The sequence below is a fragment of the Vibrio rumoiensis 1S-45 genome (assembly GCF_000286955.2).
In the GTDB taxonomy this organism is placed as follows: domain Bacteria; phylum Pseudomonadota; class Gammaproteobacteria; order Enterobacterales; family Vibrionaceae; genus Vibrio; species Vibrio rumoiensis_A.
In genome coordinates this window covers 1-14,126 of record NZ_AJYK02000016.1, presented here as the reverse complement: position 1 = coordinate 14,126, position 14,126 = coordinate 1, and the positions used below count along the sequence as shown (strand labels likewise).

Genomic DNA, 14,126 nt, shown 5'->3' with positions numbered 1-14,126 from the left:
TCTTCGCTTAGGCTCATGTGCGGGATGACGGGAGGGTACAGGCTGTTTTTCATATAAAATTCAAATTGTTAGTGAATACTTAAGGTTGTCATCCCGGAAGCGAGGGACGAATTATCCGGGATCATCAGCATGTGTGACGTATTTGAATGTTGATTTAAGACGGCTTACTTCAAGTTTGAGGTGGTGCGTTTTTGTTTTTGGATATGAGCACGACTTAGGAAGTTATACGGATTAATCCCGTATTTTATGCCGGCTAATTATGAGGCAAGTTTGATTTTTTGAATCAATTTAAATGTTTAACTTGTTGGATAATATAATGAATGGAATGATAAACAGAATAACTATACGGATTTTTTCCGTCTATTAAATTGTTAACCGTCAAGGAATAATTTCGGAGTATCATGAGTAGTAAAACGAACACATTTGAATTGTTTAGGTATCAGATTCTTCCCGTTAACCGATACTTTCAAGGTGACTTCTTTAACGGAATTCATAGTGTTGAGGAACTGATCAAACACAAAAATAAGTTTTTTGCTGAAGCTTTGGAAGGTCAGTCAGACTTTTCAAATAAACGGCATAAGACTGTGGTAAAGCAGTTACTTCATAACGGTGATTTTTATTTATATCGAATTGCCCACAATAAAACTCTTCACAGGGAAACTCGTGATTTCAAAGATGAAACCATTGATAGTTGGCCGTCTATTCTTGTCGCGATCTGGAACCATCCTGATAAGCAGTACATAGCTGTTCAAAAAAGAACAACTGCATTTGCAAAGTGTGAAACCGTAGCAAAACTCATACTAGAAAAAATAGAGCCGCAGTTAACTCACTTTCAACTTCGAGCAATATACGAACCATTATTTGAAAAGCAACAGTTTTGGACATTGTTGAGAAAGTATCGTGGCAAAGTAAAGTCAGTTGATTTTGAAATAATAACTCCAAATATGGCAAATATCTCAGGGACATTACCCGATGATCTTAAGTTGTTTGCCAAGTGTACGAACTCAACAAGAAACAATTTAAAAATTGAATCTGAGCCAGACTCAGCACTGCATCTTGAAGAGAATAACTCTGCGTTGAGAGGCTTGGTTGACTATAGTAGTGAGGGGGGAGGCAATATTTCACTTAAAATTGATGGTATTAAGAAACATCATCAGACTTCCCGCACAGTTAAGGAAATAACGTTAGGTGAAATGGAATTAACAGGTAACGCAGAACAGGTCGCCCAAGTATTAAAAGAGTTGCTTAAATGATTGGACACGTTGTAAAAACCACATTCATTGCCTTAGGGGTTGGCTTCATTACTGAGCTGACGAATTCATGGCTTGGATCTGAGTTCTTACATACTTTTTTAGCACAAAACCTAGTTACGATACTCATCGCTCTGCTCGCTATTAATGCTACTACGATGGGGATTGTTTTGACTAAAGTACGTGAAATGGTTGACTCTAAAGGTAGTGCTAGTTGCTTCAAACGTACACGCGACCAAATGCTACTTTCAATCAAAGAACAAATAGCACTGGTCGTTATAGCAATCAGCATACTTAGTATTAAAGGTTCGGAGCATATTATTGCGATAGACAATGCTGAATTACTTCTCAATGTTGCCATTATTGGTGTTTTTGTGTATTCACTTATGGTTCTTTATGACACTGCAAAGAGTGTTCTTATAATTATCGACTTTGACGGTTAACAAATAAGGATTGGTGTCGCGCAGCCGACACCTTATCTGTGTGCTGAACTAGCCCGAAGCGGCTTATTATTATAAATTTGTCGAGATTATTTTGCGGTAGGTAATGGATTCTGCTTTTCTTTAGACGAATTTAACCCTGATAAGATTAAAGTATAATATTATCAATTGGTTGGTGCCTGATTTTTGTCTTTCTTTTATTGGTACCCCTCCACTGAATTGTCGCCATTATCCTTATCTTTTTAGCCTTTCGGCTAGCTCGTTCGACTGACCCCAACACATTACATTTCATGCTGGCAGCAAGGACAAAGCCGAAAGGCCTTGCTCCGTACAACACTGGATTCAGCTAACGATGGAGCTAAATTAGGTATGAATGTAAACATCCGCCTTTTTCAGTGACACTCAAATATTGTGCCGCACTCATCAATAATCGAAAACTACCCTCACCAACAACCCCATGAATCTTATGTGACACAAAGGTCTAGACAACTCCTTCCTCACTATTGAGTTATTACTCTTTAAAGCCAGTAAATCAATCAATTACCCCATTCTACAAGTCATTAATAGCATTTTTCAGACACAAAACAGCCATCTAACTGTCACATTCAGCCATCAGTATGAGTTCCAGCAACAAGTAAGAAGCACATTTTTCTTGCTTGTCTAGATAAGTGATTAGGGAGCTGGAATGTCATGCCGGTTTATTTAGAAATTGCTCATACTTTAGAGCAAGAAATTACCAATCAATATTCGGGTGGGGATTATCTTCCTTCTGAAAAAATGTTGGCGGAACGCTTTGAGGTGAATCGCCATACCATTCGCCGCGCGGTGGACGAATTGATCACCGTAGGCAAAGTGCATCGTCAGCAAGGGAAAGGTTGCATGGTGTTAGCGCAGCCGTTGAGCTATCCATTACATGCCAAGGCGGCCTTTACTAGTAACTTGCTAGAGCAGGGGTCACACCCTCGTTGTGAAGTTTTAAAAGCGCATCTAATTCATGCCAATTCTGATTTAGCACAGCAACTCAATGTTGAGCTTGATAGCCGCATTATTCACATACGCACGTTGCGTAAAGTGGATGGGCGACCGTTTGCAGTGATTGAACAATACCTTGCCAACTTGAATTGGTGGCCTGTGCTACAAAACTTTAAATCGGGTTCACTGCACCAATTTTTGCGTGACAATTTAGGTGTGACTTTAACCCGCAGTAAAACCCGCATTGGTGCGTACCCACCAAATCACCAAACTTGTCGACTGTTACAAATTACGCCTTCGTTGCCGTTACTGACGGTGAAAACTCTCAATGTGATCAGCGGAACGGAAATGGTAGCGGAATATTCCAGCTCCAGTACTCGTTCTGATCTGATGGAACTTGTGGTGGACCATTAAATGAAAACTGATGAATTAACACCGAAAACCAAAACCTTGCGGCAACAATGGATGTCAACCTTGGCAACCGCCGATTTCGACCAATTAACCACGTTGTGGCAAGCCCAACACTACACGCCGGATTACCAATTGATCCGCGCGCCAGAAATTGGTTTAGCGCAGGTTCAAGCGCGAATGGGCGGAACTGGGAATCGTTTCAATGTGGCAGATATTACGGTGACGCGTTGTGTGGTGAAGCTTGCCAGTGGCGATCTTGGTTACAGCTATTTGTCGGGGCGTAATAAACCTCACGCGCAATTAGCGGCAGTGATTGATGGTTTGATGCAGTCTGAAACGTATCAGCAGGAACTGATGCTTAGCATCATAAAGCCGCTGCAAATGAGCCGAGAGAAAAAGCATACGCAGCGTCAGCAGCAGGTTGCGAGCAGTAAGGTGGATTTCTTCACTTTAGTTCGTGGCGACGATTAACGCTTGATTTTGATGGATACGCACACTCAATGATTGAATTAGGAGTCCGCATGAGCGCAATAGCCGCTGGATTTGGCGATACGATACACGACAGTCAATTTTGTTTTCGACAATTACTGACTGCAATGTCACAACCGGGAACCTTGGTGGAACTTAACTTAGTGCAAGGTTTTGGACACATGATGCCAGCGTCGACTCAAGTTTTACTGGCGCTGGCAGATAACAGTACTCCGGTATGGTTATCAGAGCAGTTTGAACATGATGTTGCCGTGACTGAGAATTTGAATTTTCATTTAGGTTGTTCGCTCTTGAAATCGCAACAGCATGATATTCAAAAACAAGCCAATTTTGCGCTAATAGCAGAGCAAGATGTTGCTGATTTTAATTGGTCTCAATCACAATTTTATGTTGGCAATGAAGAGTATCCCGATCGCAGTACCACAGTGATTGTGGAAGTGGCTGGCTTATCGAATCAGCCTTGTGGTTCGGCGCTGCATTTGTCCTTAACCGGCCCTGGCATTGAAACCGAAAAGCCGTTATTTATTCAATCCCATTGCTTTGATTCTTTAAACGCGATGCTGACTTTGCGTAAAACCCATCGCTTTCCTTTAGGGCTTGATTTTATTGTGGTCAGTGGCGAACAAGTAGTTGCGCTGCCTCGTTCTACCACTGTGGAGGTGATGCCATGTATGTAGCAGTAAAAGGGGGCGAAAAAGCCATTAAAGCAGCCCATAAACTGCAAGCCCAAAAGCGTCGTGGTGATACGGCGTTGGCTGAATTATCAGTAGCGCAAATTCGTGAGCAGTTATCCGGCTCGGTGGATCGCGTTATTAACGAAGGCGGCATATACGATAAAGATTTAGCAGCGTTAGCCATTAAACAAGCGGCGGGGGATTTGGTCGAAGCGATATTTTTGCTACGAGCTTACCGAACTACCTTATCGCGCTTTATCGTTTGTGAGCCGATTGAGACTACCCAAATGCGTATTGAACGCCGTATTTCAGCCGCTTATAAAGATGTTCCCGGTGGGCAAGTATTAGGGCCAACTTATGACTATACCCATCGCTTATTGGACTTTTCACTGTTGGCAGAAGGTGAGGCCGTAGCATACAGAGAAGAGCCACAAGAAAATGATAATGCAGAGAGTTGTGAATACCGAGATAACGAGGAACATCAAGCCAGCCCGCAGGTGTTATCGCTATTAGAAAAAGCCGACCTGATGGTTGTGGAAGTCGACGACCAACAAGCGCCAGAAGATATCACCATGCAACCGGTGAATTACCCTTGTGATCGCTCGGCTCGTTTGCAAAATTTAGTGCGCGGTGATGAAGGTTTTCTGCTCGCACTGAGCTATTCCACTCAACGTGGTTATGGTCGCAACCATCCATTTGCCGGAGAAATTCGCAGTGGTGAGGTGACGTTGTCGGTGTGCCCAGAAGAATTTGGATTTAGCATTGATATTGGCGATGTTGAGATGACCGAATGCCAAATGATTAATGGTTTTGTAGGCTCGAAACAAGACAAAGCGAAATTGACGCGCGGTTATGGTTTGACTTTAGGTTTTACCGAGCGAAAAGCCATGTCGGTGGCGTTAATGGATCGCGCCCTGCAAGCGCCAGAATACGGTGAAGCGGTGGATGGCCCCGCGCAAGATGAAGAATTTGTATTGGCGCATGCCGATAATGTTGAAGCGTCTGGCTTTGTCTCGCATTTGAAATTGCCGCATTACGTTGATTTCCAATCGGAATTGGCGCTATTGCGTGAAATGCACAAGGAATATGAACAAAAACAAGGAGGCAACGGTAATGTCTAATCAAACCAATGCGCAGGTTTTGGAAGCGGATGCCTCTACTCCTACATCTGGCTATAACTATGGCTATTTAGATGAACAAACTAAGCGCATGATCCGTCGTGCGTTATTAAAAGCGGTGGCCATTCCCGGTTATCAAGTGCCGTTTGCAGGGCGAGAAATGCCGATGCCATACGGTTGGGGAACTGGTGGGGTACAAATTACCGCCACGATTATTGGACAATCGGATACGCTAAAAGTCATCGACCAAGGCGCAGATGACACTACTAATGCGGTTTCTATTCGTTCATTTTTTGAAAATATTGCCGATGCCAATACCACAGAAAAAACTGTTGAGGCGAGCATTATTCAAACCCGTCATCGCATTCCGGAAACGCCAATGCAAGCGGGGCAAATTTTAGTCTATCAAGTGCCAATTCCTGAGCCTTTACGCTTTATAGAGCCAAGAGAAACCGAAACTAGAAAGATGCATGCCTTGCAAGAATATGGCGTGATGCAAGTGAAGTTGTATGAAGATATTGCGCGCTTTGGTCATATCGCAACAGCCTATGCGTATCCGGTGAAAGTGAATGATCGTTACATCATGGATCCGTCGCCAATTCCTAAATTTGATAATCCCAAAATGGACAACATGCCCGCATTGCAGTTATTTGGCGCAGGACGTGAAAAGCGAATTTATGCTATTCCACCTTTTACCAAAGTGCAGAGCTTGGATTTTGATGATCATCCATTTGAAATTCAGCAATGGGATGAGCCATGCAGCATTTGTGGCGCGACCGATACCTTCTTAGATGAAATCATTATTGATGACCAAGGGGCGAGCACCTTTGTGTGTTCTGACACCGATTATTGCCGACAAAATGAGGACAAATCGTCATGTTAACCTCTACTCAACAACCGTTTTCAAATCGTGAACAAGCGTTATTGAAAGTCGAAAAATTAAGTAAATTATACGCGCCGGGTAAAGGTTTTAGTGATGTGTCTTTTGAGCTCTATCCGGGAGAAGTGCTTGGGATTGTCGGTGAATCAGGCTCGGGTAAAAGTACCTTATTGCAAGCTATTTCTGGGCGATTGCAACCGGATGATGGTGAAGTCTTGTACTTGCAAGCGGGTAGTGAAGACAGCGTAGCGCAACTGGAAAGTTTGTATCACATGGCTGAAAGTCAGCGCCGTCATTTATTGCGTACCGAATGGGGCGTGGTGCATCAACACCCTATGGATGGTTTGCGCGCTCGAGTCTCGGCGGGTGGCAATATTGGCGAGCGTTTAATGGCCGTTGGGGATCGTCATTATGGCGAGATTCGCACGAAAGCAATGCAGTGGTTACAGGATGTTGAAATCCCGGTTGATCGCATTGATGGTATGCCGACGACTTTTTCTGGCGGTATGCAACAAAGGCTGCAAATTGCGCGTAACTTGGTCACGCACCCTAAGTTGATATTTATGGATGAACCGACGGGTGGTTTAGATGTGTCGGTGCAAGCTAAGTTACTCGATTTATTACGCCGTTTGGTGAACGAACTGGATTTAGCCGTGGTGATTGTAACCCATGATTTAGCGGTCGCGCGTTTACTGGCACACCGATTAATGGTGATGAAACAAAGCAAAGTGGTGGAAAGCGGTTTAACCGATCAAGTCTTAGACGATCCGCAGCACCCTTACACTCAGTTATTGGTTTCTTCGGTATTACAGGGATAACGCCATGAATGAACATTTGTTACAGACAGAGCCTCGCTCACTTTCAGAAACACAAAACAAGCTTATGCTTAAAGTGAGTGATGTGAGCAAAACCTTTGTGCTGCATAACCAAAGCGGTATTCGTTTACCTGTGCTTAATCACGCCAGTTTGTGTGTGGAGCAAGGCGAGTGTGTGGTGTTGCATGGTCATTCTGGCTCGGGGAAATCCACCTTGCTGCGGGCTTTGTATGCAAATTACCTCGTTGATAGTGGTTCGATTGCTGTGCGTCACCAAAATTTGTGGGTAGATATGGTTCAAGCTTCGCCAAGAGCGATCTTAAATATTCGACGCCATACTATTGGTTGGGTTAGCCAGTTTTTACGTGTGATCCCACGTATTAGTGCTTTAGAAGTGGTCATGCAGCCAATGATTGAAATGGGGGGCGATCGCCAAGAAGCCGAGCAAAAAGCCAAAACCTTGTTGAGTCGTTTGAATGTGGGTGAACATTTGTGGCATTTAGCTCCGGCAACCTTTTCTGGTGGTGAGCAGCAACGCGTGAATATTGCCCGAGGTTTTATTTGGGATTATCCGATTTTGTTATTGGATGAACCCACAGCGTCATTGGATGCAAAAAACAGTGCGGTTGTCGTGGAATTAATCCAAGAGGCGAAGCAACGTGGCGCAGCCATTGTGGGGATTTTCCATGATGCAGATAACCGTAATCAAGTAGCGGATCGCTTATATCACATGAGTACTCAAGCGATGCCTGATACTACGAATGTAAAAAACACCACCGATGTGACTACTTCAGTTTAAGGAACAATCAAGATGATCATTACCAATGTTAATTTAGTCCTACCACATGAAGTAGTAAAAGGTTCAGTGGAAGTGATAAATGGTGAAATTCGCAGCATGTCGAATACGCCAAGCCAACTGCCACAAGCGATAGATGGCGATAATGGCTTTTTAATGCCCGGTTTAATCGAACTTCATACCGATAATTTGGAGAAATATTTTGCGCCAAGGCCGAAAGTTGATTGGCCACCGCTATCGGCAATGAAAGCGCATGATACTCAATTGATTGGCGCTGGGATCACCACAGTATTGAATGCTCTGGCGTTGGGCGATCACCGTGGCGAATTACGCCATGAGATCTTAGATAGTCAAATCAATACCGTGGTGCAGAGCCAGCAAAATGGCACTAACCGTGTTGACCATCGCTTGCATTTACGTTGTGAAGTGCCGCATGACACGACGGTCGAAATATTTGAACGTTATGTTAATACTCCCGGAGTTCAGTTGGTGTCTTTGATGGATCATGCGCCGGGGCAACGTCAATTTGTGAATTTAGAAAAATATCGAACGTATTATCAAGGTAAATACGGCTATGACGATGCTGAAATGGCGGAATTTGAAGCGCAACAAAGGGCGTATTCTGAGCGATGGTCTGCGCCTAATCGTGAAGAGATTTGCGGCCAATGTCGTGAACGTAATATCCCAATGGCGAGCCATGATGATGCAACGCTTGCCCATGTGGAAGAATCGAAAGATCTTGGTATGGTGATCGCAGAATTTCCAACCACACTTGAAGCGGCAAAAGCCTCAAGAGATCTGGGATTACATGTGTTAATGGGCGCACCAAATGTCATTCGTGGAGGATCACATTCCGGTAATATTGCTGCGCATGAACTGGCCAGTGTTGGCGCGTTGGATATTTTGTCTTCCGATTATTATCCAGTGAGTTTGCTGGATGCCATTTTTACGCTAGCGAACGATTCACGTAATGCATTAACGTTATCGGACGCCGTGAAATTAGCCACTTATAATCCTGCGCAATCATTGCAACTGTTTGATCGCGGTGTGATTGAAGAGGGTAAGCGAGCCGATTTGTTACTGGCGCATTATCAACATGGTCAAGCCTATATTAATGGCGTGTGGCGTGAAGGACAGAAGGTGTTTTAATGGATAACAGCCGTGAAACCATCAATCAAAGCGCTACTGTTAAATCATCCGCTGCCCGCTTGTTTTACGTGATTGGTCCTTCTGGTGCAGGCAAAGACAGCGTGATGAATTTGATCCGTGATCATTGGTCACAACATATTGTGATCGCTCATCGCTATATCACGCGTGATGCGGGCGCTGGCAATGAAAACCACGTGGCATTATCACAACGAGAATTTACCCAACGGAAAGAGAAATGTTTATTCGCATTAGATTGGCAAGCGAACGGCTATTGTTACGGTATTGGTTGTGAGGTGGATACTTGGTTGAAGAAAGGTGTGGATGTGATGGTGAATGGTTCACGCGCTCATTTAAAACAAGCTCAGCAACGTTATGGATCAGCATTAGTGCCTGTGGTGATCACGGTAGAAAGCGAGATATTGAAAAGCCGATTAATCGCGCGTGGCCGAGAAAGCTTACAGGAAATTGAGCAACGTTTGATTCGAGCTAAACAACTGAATCAGCAACGTATTGAAGGAGCAATATTGCTTGATAATAGTGGTTGCTTAGAGCAAACGATAGAAGTGTTTAATGTGTATTATCAGCAAAGGTTAGAGGCAAGTGATCGCTTGTCATTTAATGAGCCTTTGGCGCTGAATGAAGCCTTAGATGAGTCATGAACTCATTATTTGGAGATCAAAGATGAAGTTTACGTTATTGGGCTCGGGCAATACAGGCATGTTACCTGTGTATGGCTGTGATTGTATTGCTTGTCAACGCGCGAGCGAACAGCCGCAATATCGACGTCAAAAAACGTCAGCACTGATTGAACACAATGGAAAGCAGCTGCTATTGGATGCCAATTGTGATGACTTATTACAACGCTTCCCTAGTGGCAGTATTGACCGAATTCTGCTGACTCATTATCACATGGATCATGTGCATGGCTTGTTTGATTTGCGCTGGGGAGTCGGGGAGCGGATTGCAGTTGATGGCCCGCCAGATGAGCAAGGTTGCGATGACTTATTTAAGCACTCTGGCTTATTGGATTTTCAACCCCCTTTAATGGCGTTTCAAACTTTTGAATGGCAAGGTATACAGATCACCCCTTTACCGATGCAGCATTCTAAAATCTGTTTTGGTTATTGCTTCACTTACCCTGTTCAAAATTCATCCCAAAGTCAAAAACAACAAAAACGCCTCGCGTACCTAACCGATACGGTTGGCCTACCTGCGGATACCCAAGCATGGTTAGCGCAATATGATATTGATGTATTGCTGGTGGATTGTAACCATTCCCCAAAATACCTTGCATTGACGAATCACAAGGCTAAGAAAAATCATAATGATTTGAATGATGTCCTCGATATTGTTGCAGCGATTAAGCCCAAACAAACACGATTAATTCACATTAGCCATGAATTGGAATGCTGGGCAATGCGTCACCCTGAAGCCTTTAATACCGAATATAAACTTGGTTATGATGGTGAGGTTTTTGATTGAATAATTGGACGTGATTACCGGCTAAACAACTTTATCTACTAAACAATATTATCTACTAAACAACATTACCTATAAATAAAACGTCCTTATATAAAGAAATATAAGGACGTTTTTTAAGCATCAAGAATCATCACCAATTGAAATTAAGCGATGAAGGATGACTTATTGTGGGTATTCTTGCCACGTTTGGCCATCCAAAGACACGTAGGGTTTGTTGTTGTATTCCAGAACCGTACTGCCTGAGTTTTGTGCAACCATTTTGGTTTGTGGTAAATCTTGACTTAATGCTTTTGGATCAAAGCTGCCTTTAGAATAAATGTTTTGATCTAAAAGACGGCTAATCAGCGTTGATACAGCCAAATAACTAGAAGGGTCTTTAACATGGTAAGTGTCACCAGTTCTCTTCATATTTGGCCCAAATATCTTCATCGCTACTGGCGTGTGAACAATGGTCGCGGCTGGAATTTCACGCATACCAGAAATTTGCATTTTATCGCCACGCATCCCTGCACCGTGTTCAGGTACGAGCATGACAACGATATTACGGTTAGATTTTTTCAACGTTTCAAAGAACGCATACAAATCATCGAGCAAATTCTTTAAGCGGTGTTTGTAGCTCACCATACCGGTTTCACCACTGTCTTTAATGATGCGGTTACCATCGTGTAGGGAAATCGTGTTGTACAAGGCCACCACTTTATCTTGCTTGTCTTTTTCACGGTTAGTTAACCAGCGATTTAAAATATCACTATCTCGATAGATATTAGAACCATCGAAGGCCGCTTGGTATGGTTGCAGACCATCCTTGCTCATGATTGGCGCTTCAATATGCCCTTCATCTTTTAATAGCCCAGTGAAGTTATCAAACGAACCATTATGGTTAAGCATTAGGTTTTCACCGTAGCCCAGCTTCGCTAAGTTATCGAACAAATAACATTGTTGTTTTGGTGCATCTTTAAACAGTTCTTCATGTTGTTCTTGACCACAACTTGCGCGTAATAAACGAACAAGGGCTGGGCCACTGTAAGATGTTGCCGCACTAAAGTTATCGAACATGATGTCGAATTCTTTAAACAAGGGGTGATCTTCTAAGCCTGCAATTTTAATGTCATCCCAAGCAACCGAACAAATACTTAAAAATAGCAAATCGAATGGCGCGGATTGAGCACTGCTATCGGTGAAGGTCGATACACGGTTGGCTTCGTTATCGAAGAAATTCTGTTTTGCTTCATTTAATACGGAGTCGTTTACTGGACCACTTTCATCTGCAGCCGCTGGTGAAGCAGAAGCTGTGGTGGATGTGGCCGCAGGAACCGCTGCCACTGGCGCTGTAACTTGTGGGCTAGGTTTAGGTAAACTGAAATAAATCATCGCAGCAATAACGAAGATGGAGACTCGAAAAATTCGATTTAAAAAGTAATATGCAAACGCGAGAACCACAATGGCAAGTAAGGCTTGAGGCGAAACAAAGCGAGAAGCTAACTCTAATAAATAATCGAGTTTAAAGTCCATTAAAGCACCCATTTGAGCCCACAAGCGATCAAGCGGAGGCAAGAATGAATCGTAATGGCCTAAATAAAAAGCAATCGGGAAGGCGGCAATCGTTCGGGTTAATCGTAAAAGCTTATGGCGCAGTGGAATCAATAAATAAATCACAAAGGCGAAGTTTTCAATAGGGTGAAAACCAATTGTACCTTGCGAGAATAAGGCCAGTTTAATGATGAAATAGAGATTCCACCAACCCAGACCTAGCATCATCGTTTGTTCCGTTGTTTTATTATATTTTTTCATGTGTATTAGTTCTGCTTATCGGTAGAGTCTTGAGGCAATGCTTCTAAATCATCAAAGACGACGCGTTGAAAGTATTTTGGTTTGCGCACATACAATGTGTATAAATGAAAAACAAAGCGCGCAATATCTCGTAAGAAAAATCCACAGAGTAGACCTATAGCGACACTGATGCTTACTGTAAGTATAAAATCATCAATATTCATTATTAAAACTCGAGTGGTTTATGAGTGGCGTAAGCCAGTTCATGGGTTTGATTCTCTTCTTCTCGGTTAGAAGCATAGTGAGAACCGGTGGAGGCTAAGCTGGCTGCATTTTCATTGATGCTAACGGCTTGCGTTACAATTTCCGGTAGTTGAGCTTTGATTCTGCCAGGGGTGGTATAAATCGTATTGCTTTGAAACATATCCATAATGGGTAGTTTGAATATATGGTTTAATGCGATTTGGACATCATTCTCTCGTACTGAAGATAGCAGTACATACAGTGCATCGCTACATGCAGTGATCAAATCACCATCACGTTTAATGTGGCACATGCTTAAACAAGAATTCACATCAATGCCCGGCAAAAGGGTTAACTTGATTAACGCAAACTGTAGCTTGGTCTGTTCGTATTGCTGAATAAGCTGGTGGCAACGGCTAACAAAAGGCTGATTATTCACGTAGCCTTTTTGTCCGAAACCAACATTGGTTTCAAGCGAAAGCAGTTCATCGATAGAGTCCGGTATGATGCAGTTGACTTCTTGCTTTTGTAACGTTTCAACCATACTCAAAAAACGGGGATAACGAACGCTAGAAGGAACAATTAAGTTGATCCCTGCATGAGACAAAAAGGACTCATCGGAATAACGAAGACATTGTTGCATTTCTCTTATAACTACTTTGAATTTAAATCCAAATTGGTGGCGTAAACGATAAACTTGTACCGCAATGTTATGAACTTCACTCTGCTGGTTAATGCTCAATACCATGATACCGGTGTTAATCTTATCGATCTCATTAAATAACGCTTGGTTATCTGCGTATTTGATCATGGTTTGTTCGCTGTGTTGATTGGAGTCGATAGCTATTTCTGAGATATGGATAAAATGACCATCATGAGTTGAGATGACTTCATCGTTTAAGCTTTTCATGGATTCAAGATCCACCGAAAAGTCTTGGTTTTTCATTTGGATCACATCGTATTCATAGTTGGCGGTAATTTCACCATCTGAGAACCAATAATGAATTTGGTAAACATATTTAGTACGTTCGACTTTATGCAAAGTACTAATACCTAAAAATAGCTCGGGATGCTCCATTAACCAATGATTAAGAGTATGGTTTTCTTGACCAAATCCAACGATGGAAATATGGAGCTGTTTCACTCTGGCAAGCTTATTTAAATATTTGAAAAAGTTAACTCGTAACTTATTTTTCGACAATAATATAGGTTGGTCTGGAATATAAATGACAACACTGCTTCCATGTTTAAATTGAATTTTATCAAGGTCATCGCTTAATTTATCTAGGTGTAAATGTGATTTATTTTTTGATATAAAAAAAGTCTTTTGCTTTTGAAAAAGATGTTTTAATTCATTCTTGGTTTGCTGTGTGAGATTTTTGAGTAGTGTTGGTAGGTCTTCAAATGAGATAAAGGTGTTCGTATCGTTCGATTTTAGTAATGTTTTTAAGTAATTGATCGATATGTCGCTGTTTCTAGCGGTTGTCATGTAGAGACCCGCTGGATTTGTCGCTTGATGTTTAGGGCTTAAATTATGAATACCAAACATGGACTAAAATACCTAAATGAACATTAATTATTAATAATAGTTATGAATGCGTAAAATAGGCTGATTTCCATGTTGAAAATTGCATTCA

14 protein-coding genes are annotated in these 14,126 nt (G+C 42.4%); 12 read left to right on the top strand and 2 right to left on the bottom strand.

Annotation, left to right across the window (positions count from 1 at the left end; all coding sequences use genetic code 11):
* Positions 1-401: 401 nt before the first annotated feature.
* The 12 genes from A1QC_RS02385 to phnP all read left to right on the top strand — a co-directional run bounded on the left by A1QC_RS02385 (position 402) and on the right by phnP (position 10,476).
* Positions 402-1,253, top strand: coding sequence for a hypothetical protein (locus A1QC_RS02385; protein WP_017026513.1), 852 nt, complete (start codon positions 402-404; stop codon positions 1,251-1,253).
* On the top strand, positions 1,250-1,693 hold the full coding sequence (locus A1QC_RS02380) for a hypothetical protein (protein WP_017026512.1): 444 nt from the start codon (positions 1,250-1,252) through the stop codon (positions 1,691-1,693). The genes A1QC_RS02385 and A1QC_RS02380 overlap by 4 nt, the downstream gene beginning before the upstream one ends.
* A 687-nt stretch (positions 1,694-2,380) precedes the next feature.
* Entirely contained in the window at positions 2,381-3,076 is a 696-nt protein-coding gene (gene phnF / locus A1QC_RS02375; RefSeq protein ID WP_017026511.1) for a phosphonate metabolism transcriptional regulator PhnF, read from the top strand.
* Positions 3,077-3,544 carry a phosphonate C-P lyase system protein PhnG gene (gene phnG, locus A1QC_RS02370; RefSeq protein ID WP_017026510.1) on the top strand — a complete coding sequence of 156 codons (468 nt, stop codon included), beginning with the start codon at positions 3,077-3,079 and terminating at the stop codon, positions 3,542-3,544.
* 50 nt (positions 3,545-3,594) lie between these two features.
* Positions 3,595-4,239, top strand: coding sequence for a phosphonate C-P lyase system protein PhnH (gene phnH, locus A1QC_RS02365; RefSeq protein ID WP_017026509.1), 645 nt, complete (start codon positions 3,595-3,597; stop codon positions 4,237-4,239).
* Positions 4,230-5,357: a carbon-phosphorus lyase complex subunit PhnI gene (locus A1QC_RS02360; RefSeq protein ID WP_017026508.1), complete on the top strand. Its 1,128-nt coding sequence runs from the start codon at positions 4,230-4,232 to the stop codon at positions 5,355-5,357. Before phnH ends, A1QC_RS02360 begins: the two co-directional genes overlap by 10 nt.
* Positions 5,350-6,237, top strand: coding sequence for an alpha-D-ribose 1-methylphosphonate 5-phosphate C-P-lyase PhnJ (locus A1QC_RS02355; RefSeq protein WP_017026507.1), 888 nt, complete (start codon positions 5,350-5,352; stop codon positions 6,235-6,237). Before A1QC_RS02360 ends, A1QC_RS02355 begins: the two co-directional genes overlap by 8 nt.
* Positions 6,231-7,052 carry a phosphonate C-P lyase system protein PhnK gene (phnK, locus tag A1QC_RS02350; protein WP_017026506.1) on the top strand — a complete coding sequence of 274 codons (822 nt, stop codon included), beginning with the start codon at positions 6,231-6,233 and terminating at the stop codon, positions 7,050-7,052. Before A1QC_RS02355 ends, phnK begins: the two co-directional genes overlap by 7 nt.
* A gap of 64 nt (positions 7,053-7,116) precedes the next feature.
* Positions 7,117-7,848, top strand: a complete 732-nt coding sequence (phnL, locus tag A1QC_RS02345) for a phosphonate C-P lyase system protein PhnL (protein WP_039836821.1) — start codon at positions 7,117-7,119, stop codon at positions 7,846-7,848.
* Between the two features lie 12 nt (positions 7,849-7,860).
* The gene (gene phnM / locus A1QC_RS02340) at positions 7,861-8,994 is read left to right on the top strand and encodes an alpha-D-ribose 1-methylphosphonate 5-triphosphate diphosphatase (protein WP_017026504.1); all 1,134 of its coding nucleotides are present in this window, start codon (positions 7,861-7,863) and stop codon (positions 8,992-8,994) included.
* Entirely contained in the window at positions 8,994-9,653 is a 660-nt protein-coding gene (gene phnN, locus A1QC_RS02335; RefSeq protein WP_017026503.1) for a ribose 1,5-bisphosphokinase, read from the top strand. Before phnM ends, phnN begins: the two co-directional genes overlap by 1 nt.
* 22 nt (positions 9,654-9,675) lie before the next feature.
* The gene (gene phnP / locus A1QC_RS02330) at positions 9,676-10,476 is read left to right on the top strand and encodes a phosphonate metabolism protein PhnP (RefSeq protein WP_017026502.1); all 801 of its coding nucleotides are present in this window, start codon (positions 9,676-9,678) and stop codon (positions 10,474-10,476) included.
* A 162-nt stretch (positions 10,477-10,638) separates the two neighbouring features.
* Here the strand turns inward: phnP and bcsG are convergent, their stop codons facing one another.
* Positions 10,639-12,267: a cellulose biosynthesis protein BcsG gene (gene bcsG, locus A1QC_RS02325; RefSeq protein ID WP_026026001.1), complete on the bottom strand. Its 1,629-nt coding sequence runs from the start codon at positions 12,265-12,267 to the stop codon at positions 10,639-10,641.
* Positions 12,268-12,472: 205 nt separating this feature from the next.
* On the bottom strand, positions 12,473-14,038 hold the full coding sequence (bcsE, locus tag A1QC_RS02315) for a cellulose biosynthesis protein BcsE (protein WP_017026500.1): 1,566 nt from the start codon (positions 14,036-14,038) through the stop codon (positions 12,473-12,475).
* Between the last annotated feature and the right edge of the window lie 88 nt (positions 14,039-14,126).

Coding starts and splice junctions, on each gene's coding strand:
- A1QC_RS02385 (WP_017026513.1), top strand. CDS start 402: ATGAGTAGTAAAACGAACACATTTGAATTGTTTAGGTATCAGATTCTT.
- A1QC_RS02380 (WP_017026512.1), top strand. CDS start 1,250: ATGATTGGACACGTTGTAAAAACCACATTCATTGCCTTAGGGGTTGGC.
- phnF (WP_017026511.1), top strand. CDS start 2,381: ATGCCGGTTTATTTAGAAATTGCTCATACTTTAGAGCAAGAAATTACC.
- phnG (WP_017026510.1), top strand. CDS start 3,077: ATGAAAACTGATGAATTAACACCGAAAACCAAAACCTTGCGGCAACAA.
- phnH (WP_017026509.1), top strand. CDS start 3,595: ATGAGCGCAATAGCCGCTGGATTTGGCGATACGATACACGACAGTCAA.
- A1QC_RS02360 (WP_017026508.1), top strand. CDS start 4,230: ATGTATGTAGCAGTAAAAGGGGGCGAAAAAGCCATTAAAGCAGCCCAT.
- A1QC_RS02355 (WP_017026507.1), top strand. CDS start 5,350: ATGTCTAATCAAACCAATGCGCAGGTTTTGGAAGCGGATGCCTCTACT.
- phnK (WP_017026506.1), top strand. CDS start 6,231: ATGTTAACCTCTACTCAACAACCGTTTTCAAATCGTGAACAAGCGTTA.
- phnL (WP_039836821.1), top strand. CDS start 7,117: ATGCTTAAAGTGAGTGATGTGAGCAAAACCTTTGTGCTGCATAACCAA.
- phnM (WP_017026504.1), top strand. CDS start 7,861: ATGATCATTACCAATGTTAATTTAGTCCTACCACATGAAGTAGTAAAA.
- phnN (WP_017026503.1), top strand. CDS start 8,994: ATGGATAACAGCCGTGAAACCATCAATCAAAGCGCTACTGTTAAATCA.
- phnP (WP_017026502.1), top strand. CDS start 9,676: ATGAAGTTTACGTTATTGGGCTCGGGCAATACAGGCATGTTACCTGTG.
- bcsG (WP_026026001.1), bottom strand. CDS start 12,267: ATGAAAAAATATAATAAAACAACGGAACAAACGATGATGCTAGGTCTG.
- bcsE (WP_017026500.1), bottom strand. CDS start 14,038: ATGTTTGGTATTCATAATTTAAGCCCTAAACATCAAGCGACAAATCCA.